The following is a 16,992-nucleotide window of genomic DNA, read 5'->3' on the forward strand; positions in this document are numbered from 1 at the left end:
CCGGGGTTTACAAGTGCGGGGGTGTCAGCGGCCGAGGAGGCGCTTGACGCGGCCGACGTCGTTCTTGGCGATCTCGGTCGTGCCTTCGAGGCGACGGGTGAGCCTGTTGGACTTCTTCTCCATCAGGTGGCGACGGCCGGCCTTCTGACGGCGCAGCTTGCCGGTACCCGTGACGCGGACACGCTTGGACGTCCCGCTGTGCGTCTTCATCTTCGGCATTACGTTGTCCTCTTTCGTGCGGCGGCACACCGGGGTGCTCCGGTGTGCCGCTGACATGTGCTGGTCGGCGCTACGCGTCGGCGGGCGGCTCGGACGAATCGTCCTTGGCTGCCTTCGCGGCCTTCTGCGGCTTCACGTTCTTGTGCGGGGCCAACACCATGATCATGTTGCGACCGTCCTGCTTCGGCGACGACTCGACGAAACCGAGCTCGGTCACCTCGTCGGCGAGCTTCTGCAGCAGCCGGAAACCGAGTTCCGGCCGGGACTGCTCGCGACCGCGGAACATGATCGTGACCTTGACCTTGTTGCCTGCCGCCAGGAAGCGCGACACGTGACCCTTCTTGGTCTCGTAGTCGTGCTGATCGATCTTCGGCCGCAGCTTCTGTTCTTTGATGACGGTGAGCTGCTGGTTGCGGCGGGACTCGCGGGCCTTCTGCGCGCTCTCGTACTTGAACTTGCCGAAGTCCATGAGCTTGCATACGGGCGGGCGTGCCTGCGGAGCGACCTCGACGAGATCGAGATCGTTCTCCTGTGCCAGCCGCAGCGCATCTTCGATCCGGACGATGCCGACCTGTTCACCGGCCGGTCCGACGAGGCGGACCTCCGGAACCCGGATTCGGTCGTTGATGCGTGTCTCGGAGCTGATGGGGCCTCCCTGGTTCGAGGTAAATTCTTCTACCGTTTCGACCTGGTGCCCACATGCCGAAGGCCCCGGTACCGTGAGGTACGCGAGGCCCACTCATTCCGATCGCGTTCGGTCTCCAGAACCGAACACACCGCCTTGACGCCCGAAATCGTCTTGGCGAACCGGACCCGGACACCTGGTGAAGCGGCGGTGACGCGGGTGGGAGCGGGGCTCCACTTGCCGCCCCCGATCGCTCGGGGGCTGGTCGCTCGTGGAAGGGTACCAGACGTGTCAGATGAACCCGTTCAGCAACCCCCGTATTCCCCCGACGTCCGCGACCTGGAGGACATCCCGAGCGTCGAGGTGATCAGCAGGGCGGCCGTCATGCTGCTCTCCGCCGGCGCCGAACGGCTCGGCCTCGCGGACGAGGACCCGGCCAGCTCACCGCACCGCGACCTCGACGAAGCCCGACGCCTGATCACCGCCCTCGCCGGGCTGGTGACCGCTTCGGCAGAGTACCTCGGCCTGCACGCGGGCCCGTTGCGCGACGGCCTCCAGTCGTTGCAGAAGGCGTTCCGCGAAGCCTCGGCCGTGCCGGACGCCCCCGGACAGGGGCCGGGCGAGAAGTACACGGGCCCGGTCTACTAAGCCGCTCAGTACATGAAGGCCCCCTTCCTTGCGCCCAGGTACAGGAAGGGGGCCTTCATGTACTTCTCCTTCGTCGTCAACTAACATTTCAGATGTGAGTGGGTTAGTGAAGGTGCCGAGGTCCCTCCTCAGGGACGAGGCCTACGAGAACATCCGCCGGGCGATCATCGACGGGACGCTGCCGCCGGGGACGAACCTGCGTGACGGCGACCTCGCCGATCAGCTGGGACTTTCCCGGGCGCCGGTGCGCCAAGCGTTGCTGAGGCTCATCGAGGACGGCCTCGTCGAGTCGAAACCGCAGAGCTACACGCGCGTGGCCGCGTTCGTGCCCGACGACGTCCGCGACGCGCTCCAGCTCGTGCGCGCGCTGCACGAGTTCGCCGTCCGCGCGGGCGCGCCGCGGATGGGTCCCGCCGAGGTCGCGGCGATGCGCGCGGCCAACACCCGGTTCGCCGACGCCATCTCCGCCGGGGACATCGCGGCCGCGATCGCCGCCGACGACGAACTCCACGACGTCCCGGTGGCCGCCGCGCGCAACCGGGCGATCGCCGCGACGCTGGCCCGCTACACCCCGCTGCTGCGACGTCTCGAATACGCCCGCTTCGGCTCCCTGCCCGCCCACCGGTCGGTCCAGCGTCACGCGGAGCTGGCCGACGCCCTCGAAGCGGGCGACGTCGACGCGGCCTGCGCGATCACCGCCACGATCTGGACCGAACTCGAAGCCCTCCTGGAGACGCCATGACCCTCGCCGACTTCCCGCGCTATCCGCTGCTGTTCGGCCCCTCCCCCGTCCACCCGCTCGAACGGCTCACCGCCCACCTCGGCGGGGCGAAGGTCTGGGCGAAACGCGAGGACGTCAACTCCGGGATCGCGTTCGGCGGCAACAAGACCCGGAAGCTCGAATACCTGGTCGCCGACGCGCTCGCCGCCGGGGCGGACACGCTGATCTCGATCGGCGGCGTGCAGTCGAACCACACCCGTCAGGTCGCCGCGGCCGCCGCGCGCGCCGGGCTCAAGGCCGTGCTGGTGCAGGAAAGCTGGGTCGACTGGAACGACCCGATGTACGACAAGGTCGGCAACATCCAGCTCTCGCGCATCCTCGGCGCGGACATCCGGATGGTCGAGGCCGGGTTCGGCGTCGGGTTCAAGGAGAGCTGGGAGAACGCGGTCAAGGAGATCGAAGCCGGCGGCGGGAAGCCGTACGCGATCCCGGCGGGTGGGTCGGACCACCGTCTCGGCGGGCTCGGTTTCGCGAACTGGATCGTCGAGCTCGAAGCGCAGGAGGCCGAGCTCGGCGTCTTCTTCGACACCGTGGTCGTCTGCTCGGTCACCGGCAGCACGCAGGCCGGGATGGTCGCCGGGGCCGCGCTGTCGGGCAAGCCGCGGCGGATCCTCGGTATCGACGGGTCGGCGAAACCGGCCGAGACCCGGGACCAGGTCACCCGGATCGCGCGGGCGACCGCGGAGCTGATCGGCGCGGGTGAGATCGCCGAGGCCGAGCTGGACGAGCGGTACCACGCCGGGATCTACGGCATCCCGGACGAATCCACTTTGGACGCGATCCGGACGGTGGCCCGGCTGGAGGGTGTTCTCACGGATCCGGTCTACGAAGGCAAGTCGATGGCGGGGCTAATCGACCTGGTCGCGCGCGGTGAGATCGCGCGGGACTCGAACGTGCTCTTCGCGCACCTGGGCGGGCAGCCCGCGCTGAACGGGTACACGAGCGTGCTCTAGCGGGGGCTGAAGGACGCCATACCCGCATCCGACGCGGTGAAGGGCGCTTTCCCCGCATGCGATGCGGGGAAAGCGTCCTTCAGCCAAGTCAGTCCGTCACGGCCAGGACGTCGATCTCCACCAGCAGTCCGGCGGGCAGGCCGACGTACACGGTGGTGCGGGCCGGGTGCGGGGCCTCGCCGATCAGCTTGTTGTAGACCTCGTTGAACACGCCGAAGTGGTCGACGTCGGTCAGGTACACGCGCACCATCACCGCGTCGGCCAGGCTCGAACCGGCGGCCTCGAGCACCGCTTCGATGTTCTTGAAGGTCTGCTCGGTCTGCTCGCCGACGGTCTCGCCGACGATGGCGCCGGTGGCCGGGTCGAAGGCGACCTGGCCGGCCACCTGCAGGATGTTGCCCTTGCGGACCGCCTGCGAGAACGCGGCCACCGGCTTCGGCGCGTTCTCCGTGCTGATCGCGGTCTTGCTCATTCCAACTTCCCCTTTCGGTTCCCCGTCCATCCACTGTGGACGGAAGCTTCTTCGGTGGCGGCGACGAGTTCGGGCACGAGCCCCATCAGGCCGTCGTAGTCCAGCAGGACCTTCGGCACCGAGATCGACGCGGCCGCCAGCACGACGCCGCCCGGGCCGCGGACCGGCGCGGCGACGCAGTGGATGAAGTCCTCGTGTTCGGCGTTGTCCACCGCGTAGCCGCGGTCGGCGACGAGCGCGAGTTCCTTCTCGTACGCCTCGGGCGTGGTGATCGTGTTCGGCGTGCGGACGAAGAAGTCGATCCTCGACACGACGTCCGCCTGCTTCTCCGGTGTCATCGCCGCGACGAGCACCTTGCCGACGGCGGTGCAGTGCAGCGGTGCGCGTTTCCCGATGCGGGAGTACATCCGCACCGAATGCCTGCCCTCGAACTTGTCGATGTAGACGACCTCGCCGTCCTCATAGGACGCGAGGTGGATGGTGTGCCCGGTGCGCGCGTTGAGCCCGGCGAGCGCCGATTGCGCGGTGCGGCGGACGTCGCGGTCCTCCAGCGCCTGCTGCGCGAGGTCGAACAGCGCGCTGCCCAGCCGGTAGTACCGCTGCCCTTCCCGGCGCACGAAATGGTGCGTCTCCAGGGTGCGCAGCAGGCGCAGCACGGTCGACTTGTGCACGCCGATCTCCTCGGCGAGCTGATCGAGGGTCTTCGGCTCGCGGGCCAGTCCGCTCAGCAGTGTGAGCGCCCTGTCCAGGCTTTGACTCATCCGCCCACCACTCCCTTGTCCGACAGCTTCGCCGCCGCCCATGCTGCCTCATCCGCCCCGATGAGCGCTTCGACCACGGACTCCGGCAGCGGCGTCCCCACGTCGTCGTGGGTCAGCAGGGTGGCGGCGGCCTGGAGGTGACCTCGCCGCAGCCGCGTCGCCGGGGCGTCGCCGCGCAGGGTGGCGGCGAGGAAACCGGCCGCGAACGCGTCACCGGCGCCGACCGGCTCCACGACGTCGACCTGGAGCGCGGGCGAGAACAGGGGCGCGGCGTCGCTGTCGATCAGGGTCACCCCGCGTTCGCCGTGCTTGAGGACCAGCGTCTTCGGTCCGGGCAGCGCGGCGCGCAGCCGCTCCGGGTCACCGGTCCCCCACACCCGCTCGGCTTCGTCCTCACCGGCGAGCACGATGTCGGCACGGGCGGCCAATTCGGCCAGAACCGAAGGATCGCGACCGGTCCACAGCGCCGGCCGGAAGTTCACGTCGAACGACACCAGCGTGTCGCCGCGCGGACGTTCCATCAGGGCGCGCACCAGGTCGAGGCAGCCGTCCGACAGCGCGGGCGTGATCCCCGACAGGTGGATGACGCGTACGCCGTCGAGATCGAGTTTCCCGAGCAGCCCGGCGTCCATTCCGGACGCGGCCGAGCCCTTGCGGTAGTACCGCACGGGACTGCCCTGAGCTCCGCTTTCCTTGATGTAGAGCCCGGTCGGCCGCGTCGGGTCGACCAGGACCGCGCTCACGTCCACCCCCGCGGCGGCGATCTCGCGCACCAGCGCGCGGCCGAACGGGTCGTCCCCGACGGCACTCACCCAGGCACTGGCGAAACCCAGCGCCGGGAGATGGCAGGCGACGTTCGACTCGGCCCCGCCGATGGTCCGTACCCACTTCCGTACCTCGTCGGGCGGCCCGGATTCGGCCGGTACGAACAAGGCCATCGACTCCCCGATGCACAAAACGTCGGTGCTCTTCATCGCGCCGACCGCCATCCCGCTGCCAGGGCGCACGTCAAGGAACCATCTCGCCTCACGAACGGGGAGCGCCCTGCCATCGCGATGACGGGGCCTCCGGCCAAAAGGGCGCGACCCCAAAAGATCAAAAAATTCCCGGGCGGCCGAGGCTCACCTGTCACCTTCGCGTCTCCTAGTCGTCACGCCGTTGACCTCTAGCGGACCGGATGCTACACCTATCCCACGCAATATGCGCAACGTCCGTTGCAACATACGCAACCGAGGTGAACCTCATGTTCGAAGCCGGCACCATCGATTCCGCCGCGGTCGCGGCCGTCCGCGAGGAGCGCGTCGACTGGCGCTTCCGCTCGGTCGCGCCTTCGCTGTCGGGTCTCACGATCGGCGAAGCCGCCGCCCGCGGCGCGAAGCTGTTCGAAGACGGCTTCCTCGGCCCGTTCGTCGTCCTCGACGAGGAGGCCGTCGAGCACAACCTGCGCACGATGGCGGACTGGTGCGCCACGCGTGGCGTCGCGCTGGCCCCGCACGGCAAGACGACGATGGCGCCGCAGCTGTTCGAGCGACAGCTCCAACACGGCTCGTGGGGTATCACCTGCGCGAACGCCGGGCATCTGCGGATCTACCGGGCGTTCGGGGTCTCCCGGATCCTGCTGGCGAACCAGCTGCTCGACCCGTCGGGCCTGAAGTGGCTCGCCGCGGAGCTGGACGCCGACGACGACTTCGAGTTCGTCTGCTGGGTCGACTCGGTCCGCGGCGTCGAGCTGATGACCGAAGCCCTGAGCGGCGCCCGCCGGAAGGTCGACGTCCTCGTCGAACTCGGCGCCGAGGGCGGCCGCACCGGTGTCCGCGACACCGAAACCGCGCTCGCCGTCGCCGAAGCCGCGCACGCGAGCCCGGCCCTGCGGCTGCGCGGTTCCGGCGGCTACGAGGGCGCGCTCTCCCACCACACCGACGAGAAGTCGCTCCAGCTGATCAGTTCCTATGTGGACGGTCTGCGCGAACTCGTCTTCGCCTTCCACGGCAAGGGCCTGCTCGACGACGCCGGTCAGATCATCGTCACCGGCGGCGGCAGCGCGTACTTCGACCGAGTCGCCGACGAGCTCACCAAGGACTGGGGCGGCCTGGACGTCCTGCCGATCCTGCGCAGCGGCGCCTACGTGACCCATGACGACGGCTTCTACCGCGTGATCTCGCCGCTGGGTGAGCACCCGCGCATCGGCGGCGTCGCTTCGTTCCGTCCCGCGCTGCGTGCCTGGGCACAGGTGACGTCCAAGCCGACCGGCGAACTCGCGCTGCTCACCATCGGCAAACGGGACGCCTCCTTCGACGAAGGCATGCCCGAACCGCGCCTGATCCGCAAGGGCGACGGACAGGCGTCCGCGCTCGAAGGTCATTCCATCCAGAAGATGAACGACCAGCACGCCTTCCTCACCCTGCCCGCGTCGTCACCGGTCGAGGTCGGGGACTGGATCGCCCTCGGGCTGTCGCATCCCTGCACCGTGTTCGACAAGTGGCCCCTCATCCCGGTCGTCGGCCCCGACGGCGAGACCGTGCTCGATTTCGTCCGCACGCATTTCTGAGTTTCCTGGTGAACCCGCGCGTGGAGCGACACAGCGGGTTCACGTTCGGTCACCTGTACAGGTCGATCTTCAGCTCCGCCAACACCCCCTGATCCGTCCTCCACCGCCGCAGAGGAAGAATCATCATGGACATCGTTGTCCGCTCCGCTCTGGTCGCCGACGGCACTGGGGATCCGCTCACCAGGCACGACGTGGGCATCTCCGGTGGCCGGATCGCCAGTGTCGCCGAACCCGGCTCGCTCGCGGGCCGCCGCACCATCGACGCCGAAGGACTCGTGCTCGCGCCCGGGTTCATCGACATGCATTCGCATTCCGACCTCCAGCTGCTCGCCAACCCGGATCACCTCGCGAAGCTCTCCCAGGGCGTCACGACCGAGGTCCTCGGGCAGGACGGGCTCTCGTACGCGCCCGTGAACGACGACGTCCTCGCGTCACTGCGCCAACAGCTCGCGGGCTGGAACGACGACCCCGCGGGTTTCGACTGGAACTGGCGCTCGGTCGGCGAATACCTCGACCGTCTCGACGCGGGGGTCGCGGTCAACGCGGCCTACCTGGTGCCGCAGGGCACCGTCCGCATGCTCACCGTCGGCTGGGAAGACCGGCCCGCCACCGAAGCCGAGATGAACGCGATGAAGGAACTCATCGCGACCGGGCTGGCCGAGGGCGCGATGGGCATGTCGTCCGGGCTCACCTACACGCCGGGCATGTACGCGACGACCGAGGAACTCGTCGAACTGTGCCGGGTCGTCGGGGAGAGCGGCGGCTTCTACAGCCCGCACCACCGCAGCTACGGCAAGGGCGCGCTGGAAGCGTTCGGCGAGATGGTCGACGTCTCCCGCCGTTCGGGCTGCCCGCTGCACCTCGCGCACGCCACCATGAACTTCTCGGTGAACAAGGGCAAGGCCGGAAATCTGCTGGAGCTGCTCGACGAGGCGCTCGACGACGGCTGCGACATCACGCTCGACACCTATCCCTATCTCCCCGGCGCCACCTACCTGTCCGCGCTGCTGCCGAGCTGGTCCACCGAGGGCGGGCTCGACGCCACGCTGGCCAGGCTGTCCGATGTGGACACCCGCGAACGGATCCGCGCCGAGATCGAGGAGACCGGCTCCGACGGCGCGCACGGCGTGCCGATCGACTGGGAGGCCATCGAGATCAACGGCGTCCGCCGGGACGAGAACTCCCACCTCGTAGGGCATTCCGTCGCCGCGTCGGCGCAGCGGGCCGGGAAACCGGCCGCGGAGCTGTACTTCGACGTCCTGCTCTCGGAAAAGCTCGGCACGTCCTGCCTGATGCACGTCGGGCACGAGGAGAACGTCCAGGCGATCATGCGGCACCGCACGCACACCGGGGGCAGTGACGGCCTCCTCGTCGGCGCGCGGCCGCATCCGCGTGCCTGGGGCACGTTCCCGCGCTACCTCGCGCGCTACGTCCGCGAGCTCGGTGTCCTGGACCTCGCCGAATGCGTCTCCCACCTCACCGGCCGCGCGGCGCACCGCCTGCGACTGACCGACCGGGGTCTCGTCCGCGCCGGATACGCGGCCGACCTGGTGCTGTTCGACCCGGAAACCGTCGCCGACACCGCCACGTTCGACGAGCCGCGGCAGCAGGCCGCCGGTATCCCCTATGTCTTCGTCAACGGTGTCGCCGCCATCGACGATGGTCAACCGACCGGCGCCCTCGCCGGCCGTTCACTGCGGAACCCCGGGAGTGCCCGATGATCGACTGGCTCCAACATTCGACGGGAGGTCTCCTGACCCTCGCCGCCGTCTCGATCGCGGTGTTGTTGTTCCTCATCATCAAGGTCAAACTGGAACCCTTCATCGCGCTGATCGTGGTCGGCCTGCTGACCGCGCTGGCCGCCGGCCTGCCGGTCGTCCAGATCGTCGGCTCCGCGCAGAAGGCGTCGGATTCCTTGCTGGAAAAGGGTTTTGGCGGGATCCTCGGGCATATCGCCGCGATCATCGGGCTCGGCACCATCCTCGGGTCCATTTTGGAGCGTTCCGGCGGGGCGAAGGTGCTCACCAGCGCGCTGCTGCGGGCCATCGGCGAGAAGCGGGCCCCGCTGGCGATGGGTCTCGCGGGCTTCGTGTTCGGTATCCCGGTCTTCTTCGACATCGGCATCTTCGTGCTGGCGCCACTGGTCTACGTCGCCGCCAAGCAGGGTGGCCGTTCGCTGGTGCTGTACGCCTTGCCGTTGCTCGCCGGTCTTTCGATCACGCACGCGTTCCTCCCGCCGCACCCCGGTCCGGTGGCCGCGGCGGGCCTGCTGCACGTGGAACTCGGCTGGATCATCCTGATGGGCCTGGTCTGCGGCATTCCGGCGTTCCTCGTCGGCGGTGTGCTGTACTCGACCTGGATCGGTAAGCGCGTCGACGTGCCGGTTCCCGCGGAATTCCTCATCGCCGAGGAGGAAGGCGAGAAGGAAGAGAACCCGCCGTCGCTCAAGCTGGTGGTGGCGATCATCGCGGTCCCGCTGGTGCTGATCCTGGCGGGGACCTTCGGCAGCATCTGGCTTCCCAAGGAATCCGCGCTCGCCGGCGTCGCCGCGTTCATCGGCACCCCGGCCGTCGCGCTGACGATCTCGGTGCTGCTCGCCTCCTGGCTGCTGGGCCTGCGCCGAGGCTTGACGGGCAAGGACTTGAGCGAGCTTTCGGCGAAGTCCCTCCGTCCCGTGGCGATGATCCTGCTGGTGGTCGGCGCCGGTGCGTTCTTCGGTGCCGTGCTGTCCGCCACGGGGATCGGCAAGGCCGTCGCCGGTTCGCTGGACAACGCCGGTCTTCCGGTCATCTTGGCGGCGTACGTGATCAGTTGCGGTATGCGCATCGCGCAGGGTTCGGCGACGGTCGCGATCGTCACCACGAGCGGCATCGTCGCGCCGACCGTGGCGACGCTGGGCTACTCGCAGATGCAGCTCGCGCTGCTGGTCGTCGCGATCTCCGCCGGGTCGATCATCGCCTCCCACGTCAACGACGGCGGTTTCTGGATCATCTCGCGCTACTTCAACATGACGGTGCCCCAGACGCTGAAAACCTGGACCGTATTGGAAACCGTCCTTTCCGTTTCCGGTTTCGGCGTGGCAGCATTGCTCATGGCAGTGGTTTAAACCACCTGAAAGCTGGGAGAGATCACGATGACCGGACTCGATCGACGCACCTTCCTCGGCGCCGTCGGAGCGGCTGGACTCACCACCGTTCTGGGTTCCCACCTCGCGAACGCCTCCGAACAGACCTGCGGACCGAAGGGAACCGGGGCCATCTACGTCAGCAGCTACACCAGTTCCGGGCACGGGCTCGATGTCGCTCACCGGGACGCGACCACGAACGCGGTGGTCGTCGACCGGACGATCCCGGGAGTCAGCAACGCTTCCTGGTTCGACATCAGCGCCGACCGCAAGACGCTCTACGTGACCAACGAGGACGAGAACGGTCAGATCTCCGCGCTCAGCCTGGCCGATCCGGTGAAACCCAAGCTGCTCAACAAGAAGTCGGCGAAGGGCAAGCACCCGACGCATCTGTGCGTCCACTCGAGCCAGAAGTACGTGCTGGCCGCGAACTACAGCAGCGGCAGCGTCGTCGTCCTCCCGATCCTCGCGGGCGGGAAGCTCGGCGACGTCGTCGATCTGGCCCAGCACAAGGGCGCCGAGCGGGACGCGCACGCGCACCAGGTGGTCAACGATCCCACCGGCAAGTGGGTGCTCTCGGTCGACCTCGGCGCGGATTCGGTCTATGTCTACAAACTCGACGTCGCCACCGGGAAACTGAAGCTGAACCAGCAGCTGAAGCTCCCGTCGGGTGCCGGGCCGCGCCACCTCGCCTTCCACCCGAACGGCAAGTACGCGTACATCCTCGGCGAGCTGCGGGCCGAGGTGACCGTCGCGGCGTGGGACCCGGCCACCGGGAAACTGACCGCCGGACAGGTCGTCGCGGCCGTTCCGGCGGGTACGCCCGGCGCGCAGTACCCGGGCGAGATCACCACGTCCAAGGACGGGAAGTTCGTCTACGCGTCCGTGCGCGGGTCGGACACGATCGCGTCGTTCGGTGTCGGCGAGGACGGGAAGTCCTTGAAGCTGCTGAACAACGCGCCCGTCGGCGGCGTGTACCCGCGTCACCTCACCCTGGATCCGACCGAACGCTGGTTCTACGTCTCCAGCGACAAGTCCGGCACGCTCAGCTGGCTGCCGCGTGATCCCGCCACCGGCCTCCCGGGGGCCGTCGCCGGAAAACTGGCGCTCCCCCAGGTCAATTCCGTCTTTTTCGCATAAGGAGAAATTTCATGAGAACTCGCGTGCTCATCGCGGGCCTCGCCGCGGTCGGCCTCGTCGCGGGCTGCGCGCCCGCCCAGAACGCCCCCGCCGCGGGCGGCGGTGACGAGAAGACCGGCACCGTCCGGGTCTGGCTGTTCGACGAAGCCAACCGCGCGCCCAAGGAGGCCGCGGTCAAGGAGGCGATCGCCGAATTCAAGGCGGCGCATTCGGGTGTCGAGGTCGACGTCCAGTGGATCCCGGTGGAGGGCCGTGCGGACAAGTTCTCCGGCGCCTTCAACGACCCCGCGAGCGCACCGGACGTCGCCGAGTTCGGCAACACCGACGTCTCCAGCTACGCCGCCACCGGAGCGCTGGCCGACCTGACCGGCGACCTCTCGTCGTGGAAGGAAGGGGCGGACATCCTCCCGGCGGTGCTGGAGACGGCGAAGTCCGGCGGCAAGACCTACGGGCTGCCCTGGTTCACCGGCATCCGCGCGTTGTACTACCGCACGGATCTCTTCGCCGAACTCGGCCTCAAGCCGCCGACGACGCTGGCGGAGCTGACCGAGACCGCGAAGACCATCCGCGCCAAGAAGCCCGAGCTGTACGGTATCTCCGTCGGTGGCAAGTACACCTACGCGATGCTTCCGTTCCTGTGGGCGCACGGTGGTGAGATCGCCAAGCAGGAAGGCGACAAGTGGAAGTCCACTGTGGACTCCGAGCAGGCCAAGGCGGGGGTGACGGCGTACTCGAACCTGCTGAAGGCGGACATCTGCCCGCCGGAGCAGTGCGCCAACCTCACCGGGACGCAGAGCATCACGGCGTTCGCGGGTGGCAAGGCGGGCATGTCGATCGGCGGTGACTTCAACCGCAAGGCCGTCGAAGCCGGCCAGGTGAAGGGCAAGTACGCGATCATCCCGATCCCGGGCACCGAGGCGGGCAAGATCGCCCCGGCGTTCGCGGGCGGCAACCTGCTCGGCGTGTTCAACGCGACGAAGCGCAAGAGCCTCGCGGTCGAGTTCACCGAACTGCTCGGTGGCGCGAAGTACCAGGAGAAGATGTACGTCGCCATGGGCAACCTGCCCACGCTCGGCAGCGTCCAGCAGAAGCTCGCCGCGAGCGACCCGTCGGTCAAGCCGTTCGTCGACACGCTCACCGCGGGCACGAAGTTCGTCCCCGCCACCGCGGCCTGGTCGAAGATCGACGCGCAGAACGTGCTGCCGACCGCGATCCAGCAGATCGCGACCGGCGGCAAGGACCCCGCGGCCGCGCTCGCGACCGCGTCCGCCGAGATGAACAAGGCGTTCGGCTAAGTGGTCACGAAAGAAATCCCCCGCACCACGGCTCCGGCCGTCCCGGCACGGCGGTCCCCCCGCCGTCGCCGGGACGGGCGGGCCGCCCTGCTCTACCTGGCGCCCGGCGGCATCCTGCTGCTCGCGATGCTGGTGTACCCGATCTACCAGCTCGTCCTGATCTCGTTCTACGACTACGGGCAACCGCAGGCGGTCGGCAACGCGCCGCTGGTGTTCCTCGGCTTCCAGAACTACACCGACCTGCTGCAGAACATCCAGTTCTGGGAGGTTCTGGCCAAGACACTCGGCTTCACCGCGGTCTGCGTCGTCGGCAGTCTCGCGCTCGGGACGGGGCTCGCCGTGCTGGCGACCCGGGTCCGCGCGTGGGCGCGGGTCCCGCTGTTCCTGGCGGCACTGGCCGCGTGGGCGACACCGGCGATGGCGGGGTCCTACGTCTGGCTGTTCCTGTTCGACGCGGACTTCGGCCTGGTGAACGAGGTGCTTTCGGGCCTCGGGTTCACCGGGATGGCGAACCACTCCTGGACGTTCGACACCTACAGCACGTTCGGCCTGGTGGCCGCCGAGGTCATCTGGTGCTCGTTCCCCTTCGTCATGGTGACGATGTACGCGGGGCTCAAGGGCGTGCCGGAGGAGGTCATCGAGGCCGCGTACCTCGACGGCGCGTCGACCTGGCGCACCACGTGGTCGATCACGCTGCCGATGGTGCGGCCGCTGCTGACCATCGCCACGATCCAGTCGATCATCTGGGACTTCAAGATCTTCACCCAGATCTACGTGATGACCAACGGCGGAGGCGTGGCCGGGCGCAACCTCGTGCTCAACGTCTTCGCCTATCAACAGGCCTTCGCCGGACAGGAATACGGTCTCGGCGCGGCGCTCGGAGTCGTGATGACCTTGCTGCTGCTGTCCATCACCGGGCTGTACGTCCGGTCGCAACGCCGGAGCGCGGGATGGGTGTGACGACAGCGCCGAAGACCCGTCGGGTCAAGAAGCCGGGCAGGCTCATCGCGGAGATCATCTGCGTGGTGATCGCGGGCATGGTCGCGTTCCCGGTGTACTGGATGGTGCTTTCGGCGTTCAAGCCCACCGGGCAGATCCAGGCGGAGAATCCCCGCCCCTGGACGCTCACGCCGACCTTGGAGCACTTCGAACGTGTGCTCAGCGGCGAGGGCTTCGCGATGTTCTTCCTGAACAGCGTGATCGTGGCCGTCGTGGTGGTGGCGTTGTCGCTGCTGCTGTCGTTCCTTTCGGCGGTCGCCCTGACCCGGTTCAACTTCAAGGGCCGGACAGTGCTGCTGGTGATGGTGCTGGTGGCGCAGATGGTTCCGGTCGAGGCGCTGACCATCCCGCTGTTCTTCCTGATGCGGTCGGTCGGCGACGTCGCGCCCGCGTTCGGCACCAACCACCTCGGTTCGCTGATCCTGGTGCACCTGGCGTTCAGCCTGCCGTTCGCGATCTGGATGCTGCGCGGTTTCGTCGCCGCGGTGCCGCAGGAACTGGAGGAGGCGTCGAAGATCGACGGGGCGAGCCGCATGCGGTTCACCTGGCAGATCCTCTTCCCGCTGGTGGCGCCCGGGCTGGTGGCGATCAGCGTGCTGGCGTTCATCCACGCGTGGAACGACTTCCTGTTCGCCAAGACGTTCATCATCTCCAACACCGAGAACCAGACGCTCCCGCTGGCGATCCTGGTGTTCTTCAAACCGGAGGACACCGACTGGGGCGCGGTGATGGCGGGTTCGACCCTGATGACCATCCCGGTGCTGGTGTTCTTCATTCTCGTGCAACGACGACTCGTGTCCGTCATGGGCGGCGCGGTGAAGGGCTGACATGCCTGGTTTCGAAACCCTGCTCCCCCGTCCCGTCTCGGTGGAACCGCTGCCGGGAGAGTGTCCGGCACCGTCCGAAGTGGACGTCCGCACCGACGCCGGGCTGCCCGCCGAGGGCTACCGGCTGGAGATCGACCCGTCCGGCGTGACGCTGTACGCGGCCGACGCCGCGGGCGAGTTCTACGGCCGCCAGACGCTCCGGCAGCTCATCGGGCCGGACGCGTTCCGGGCCACGCCGATCCACAGTGGACAGCAGACCATCCCGTGCGGTGTGGTCACCGACCACCCGCGGTTCGGCTGGCGAGGCTGTCTCCTCGACGTGGCGAGGAATTTCCGGACCAAGGCCGAGGTGCTGCGGTTCATCGACCTGATCGCCGCGCACAAGCTCAACGTGCTCAACCTGCACCTGACCGACGACCAGGGCTGGCGGATCGAGATCGCCGAGTTCCCCAAGCTGACCGAGGTCGGCGGCTGGCGGAAGTCGTCCATGGTCGGACGGCACGACGGGCCCGAGCGCGACGGGCGGCCGCACGGCGGGTTCTACACGGTCGATGATCTCCGCGAGATCGTCGCGTACGCCGCCGCTCGTTCGGTGACCGTCGTCCCGGAGGTCGACATCCCCGGGCACGCGCGGGCCGCGATCGCCGCCTACCCCGAACTCGGCCCGGAGACCGACGAACCGTGGGAGGTGTGGACGAGCTGGGGTATCAGCACGTCACTGCTGAACACGGAAAAGTCCACTGTGGACTTCTTCAAGCGGATCTTCGACCACGTACTGGACATCTTCCCGTCCGAGGTCATCGCCCTCGGCGGTGACGAGGTGCCCGGCGCGACCGAGGAACACGGCTGGTTCGTCCGCGAGATCGCACAGCATCTGGTCGAACGAGGACGTCGTCCGCTCGGCTGGGACGAGGTGCTCGAAGCGGGCGATCTGCCGCCGATGGTCATCGGTTCCTGGCAGAGCGAGGCCGCGGGGGCGCGCGCCGCTGCCGCCGGGCACGACGTCGTCATGTGCCCGGAGGATCACGTCTACCTGGACCACCGGCAGTCCGATCACCCCGACGAGCCGATCCCCGTCGGCTATCTGAGCACGTTGGAGAGCTTCTACGGCTACGAGCCGGTGCCCGCCGATTTCCCCGAGGGGAAGACGATTCTCGGCGCGCAGGCGCAGGTGTGGGCGGAGCACCTCGACAACGTGCGGCGAGTGGACTACGTCGCCTTCCCGCGTCTGTGCGCTTTCGCCGAGGTGGCGTGGAGCGACCCCGCGGGACGGGATTACGCGGAGTTCCTGCCGCGCCTGCGGGATCACCACCTGCCCAGGCTGGACGCGCTGGGCGTCGAGTACCGGCCGCTCGACGGGCCGCACCCCTGGCAGACCCGGCCCGGTGTTCCGGGACGGCCTCGCTACAAGTAAGTCCCTGATGGCCCCCTTCCTTGAACCTGGTTCAAGGAAGGGGGCCATCATGTCCTCATGAGTGATCAGTCCGAGCGGTGGGTCGACGCCACCCAGCTTCCTGAAGAACTCGTAGCGCTCATCGACACCCTCCGCCCCGGCGAGAACGTGCTGATCACGCGAAACGGCGAAACCATCGGGACGATTTCCGGCGCTGCCCGCGAAACCCCGGTCCCCTCGGCGGACTCCGAGGACATCACGGTCGTGGCCACCGCCATGAAGCTGTCCGCGTCCGCGCGGGACTCGTTGTCCGACCGGCTCGGCCCCGGCTATCTCGTCCTGGACCTGCATTCGGCGCCCCCGACCGTCGACGTCCTGCTCGTCCCGCCTGCCAGCCCGCAGCTGATCGGGAACTTCCGGGCGCTGTACCCGAAGGCCCGGATCGTGATCACGGAGATCGAGGACGCCGAACTCGGCGTCAAGTACGAGGGCCCGGTCCGCCGTCTTCTCGACGCCGGAGCCGAGGCCTACCTGCCTTCGAGCACGATCCCGCGGCTGGCGGAGCAACTGGACCGCACCATGACCCAGCTGAACCAGCTCACCGACGGCACGTCGGCTCCCCTGACCATCGAATCGCCGCGGGAAGACCGCGTTCTCGAATGATCGGCGGCCAGTACCCATGGTCGCGAGCGGCAAGGGCCGTTCTAGTGAACGGTAAGGCAAACGTGTCGTGACGCGAAGGAATCTTTCCCCGCGTGGAATGCGGCGAAAGTCCCCTTCACCCAGATCGACAAGCCACCCAGCCCTAACCATTGAATACGAAATACCTTCAACTCCCTTTCGGGAAACAATTTCATATTCGCACACTTGTTCGATTATTGGTATTCTTGCGGGGTGTCCAGCCAACGGATCCTCGAACCGCCGCAGGAGTTGTGGCGTGCCGGTGCGCGGGAGCTCGCGCACGGCGTGGTCGAGCGTTTGTCGCTGGCACGGCAGGCGTTGGCGGAGGTCGGGCAGTTCCTGGTCGAGATCGAGTCGCGGGGCCCGATGGAACTGTATGGGCACGGTTCCACGGCGGGCTGGTTCGCCGAGACCGCCCGGATCAGCCCCAAGGAAGCCCGCGACACTGTGACGCGGGCCTTGGCGGTGAACGAGGGCCGGAATCTGGACGGCACCCCCGCGCCCGCTTTCGCGCCGATCGCGGGGG

At 68.1% G+C, this 16,992-nt stretch carries 17 protein-coding genes and 1 pseudogene; 13 read left to right on the plus strand and 5 right to left on the minus strand.

All coding sequences use genetic code 11. From position 1 onward, the window contains the following. Positions 1 to 24: 24 nt before the first annotated feature. Both rpmI and infC read right to left on the minus strand, forming a co-directional pair. Entirely contained in the window at positions 25 to 219 is a 195-nt protein-coding gene (gene rpmI / locus B0293_RS40385; protein WP_005163285.1) for a 50S ribosomal protein L35, read from the minus strand. Positions 220 to 289: 70 nt separating this feature from the next. Further along, positions 290 to 865: a translation initiation factor IF-3 gene (gene infC, locus B0293_RS40390; protein WP_051137636.1), complete on the minus strand. Its 576-nt coding sequence runs from the start codon at positions 863 to 865 to the stop codon at positions 290 to 292. Between the two features lie 267 nt (positions 866 to 1,132). Between infC and B0293_RS40395 the strand changes: the two genes are divergently transcribed. The 3 genes from B0293_RS40395 (at position 1,133) to B0293_RS40405 (ending at position 3,226) form a co-directional block, all read left to right on the plus strand. Beyond that, the gene (locus tag B0293_RS40395) at positions 1,133 to 1,492 is read left to right on the plus strand and encodes a DUF1844 domain-containing protein (RefSeq protein ID WP_005163289.1); all 360 of its coding nucleotides are present in this window, start codon (positions 1,133 to 1,135) and stop codon (positions 1,490 to 1,492) included. A 94-nt stretch (positions 1,493 to 1,586) separates the two neighbouring features. Continuing rightward, complete coding sequence (locus B0293_RS40400) at positions 1,587 to 2,234, plus strand: GntR family transcriptional regulator (protein ID WP_039919147.1); 648 nt, start codon at positions 1,587 to 1,589, stop codon at positions 2,232 to 2,234. Next, positions 2,231 to 3,226 carry a 1-aminocyclopropane-1-carboxylate deaminase gene (locus B0293_RS40405; protein WP_005163291.1) on the plus strand — a complete coding sequence of 332 codons (996 nt, stop codon included), beginning with the start codon at positions 2,231 to 2,233 and terminating at the stop codon, positions 3,224 to 3,226. The genes B0293_RS40400 and B0293_RS40405 overlap by 4 nt, the downstream gene beginning before the upstream one ends. Before the next feature lie 88 nt (positions 3,227 to 3,314). On the opposite strand, the gene B0293_RS40410 is transcribed toward B0293_RS40405, so the two are convergent. From B0293_RS40410 to B0293_RS40420, 3 genes are read right to left on the minus strand one after another with little or no spacing between them, the layout of a single operon-like run. Next, entirely contained in the window at positions 3,315 to 3,698 is a 384-nt protein-coding gene (locus tag B0293_RS40410; RefSeq protein WP_005163292.1) for a RidA family protein, read from the minus strand. Next, complete coding sequence (locus B0293_RS40415; protein WP_005163294.1) at positions 3,695 to 4,459, minus strand: IclR family transcriptional regulator; 765 nt, start codon at positions 4,457 to 4,459, stop codon at positions 3,695 to 3,697. Before B0293_RS40415 ends, B0293_RS40410 begins: the two co-directional genes overlap by 4 nt. Further along, a complete protein-coding gene (locus B0293_RS40420) occupies positions 4,456 to 5,433 on the minus strand; it encodes a sugar kinase (protein ID WP_077241506.1) in 978 nt (325 codons plus the stop codon). Before B0293_RS40420 ends, B0293_RS40415 begins: the two co-directional genes overlap by 4 nt. Positions 5,434 to 5,702: 269 nt before the next feature. Between B0293_RS40420 and B0293_RS40425 the strand changes: the two genes are divergently transcribed. The 10 genes and pseudogenes from B0293_RS40425 to B0293_RS40470 form a co-directional block, all read left to right on the plus strand. Further along, positions 5,703 to 7,007, plus strand: a complete 1,305-nt coding sequence (locus B0293_RS40425; RefSeq protein WP_005163301.1) for an amino acid deaminase — start codon at positions 5,703 to 5,705, stop codon at positions 7,005 to 7,007. A gap of 125 nt (positions 7,008 to 7,132) precedes the next feature. After that, entirely contained in the window at positions 7,133 to 8,728 is a 1,596-nt protein-coding gene (locus B0293_RS40430; protein WP_005163302.1) for an N-acyl-D-amino-acid deacylase family protein, read from the plus strand. Beyond that, positions 8,725 to 10,113 (plus strand): GntP family permease, encoded by a 1,389-nt coding sequence (locus B0293_RS40435; RefSeq protein WP_005163303.1) that lies wholly within the window; start codon positions 8,725 to 8,727, stop codon positions 10,111 to 10,113. The genes B0293_RS40430 and B0293_RS40435 overlap by 4 nt, the downstream gene beginning before the upstream one ends. 27 nt (positions 10,114 to 10,140) lie before the next feature. Then, a complete protein-coding gene (locus B0293_RS40440; protein ID WP_005163304.1) occupies positions 10,141 to 11,271 on the plus strand; it encodes a lactonase family protein in 1,131 nt (376 codons plus the stop codon). An 11-nt stretch (positions 11,272 to 11,282) separates the two neighbouring features. Then, positions 11,283 to 12,566: an extracellular solute-binding protein gene (locus tag B0293_RS40445; protein ID WP_005163306.1), complete on the plus strand. Its 1,284-nt coding sequence runs from the start codon at positions 11,283 to 11,285 to the stop codon at positions 12,564 to 12,566. Then, the gene (locus B0293_RS40450) at positions 12,567 to 13,526 is read left to right on the plus strand and encodes a carbohydrate ABC transporter permease (protein ID WP_005163307.1); all 960 of its coding nucleotides are present in this window, start codon (positions 12,567 to 12,569) and stop codon (positions 13,524 to 13,526) included. Then, complete coding sequence (locus B0293_RS40455) at positions 13,517 to 14,392, plus strand: carbohydrate ABC transporter permease (protein WP_039919148.1); 876 nt, start codon at positions 13,517 to 13,519, stop codon at positions 14,390 to 14,392. The genes B0293_RS40450 and B0293_RS40455 overlap by 10 nt, the downstream gene beginning before the upstream one ends. Before the next feature lies 1 nt (position 14,393). Beyond that, entirely contained in the window at positions 14,394 to 15,806 is a 1,413-nt protein-coding gene (locus tag B0293_RS40460) for a beta-N-acetylhexosaminidase (RefSeq protein WP_005163309.1), read from the plus strand. Between the two features lie 57 nt (positions 15,807 to 15,863). Then, entirely contained in the window at positions 15,864 to 16,448 is a 585-nt protein-coding gene (locus B0293_RS40465) for a hypothetical protein (RefSeq protein ID WP_005163312.1), read from the plus strand. Between the two features lie 231 nt (positions 16,449 to 16,679). Beyond that, positions 16,680 to 16,992 (plus strand): annotated as a pseudogene (locus B0293_RS40470) (HNH endonuclease); the annotation flags it as partial.

Source organism: Amycolatopsis azurea DSM 43854, assembly GCF_001995215.1.
Classification (GTDB): domain Bacteria; phylum Actinomycetota; class Actinomycetes; order Mycobacteriales; family Pseudonocardiaceae; genus Amycolatopsis; species Amycolatopsis azurea.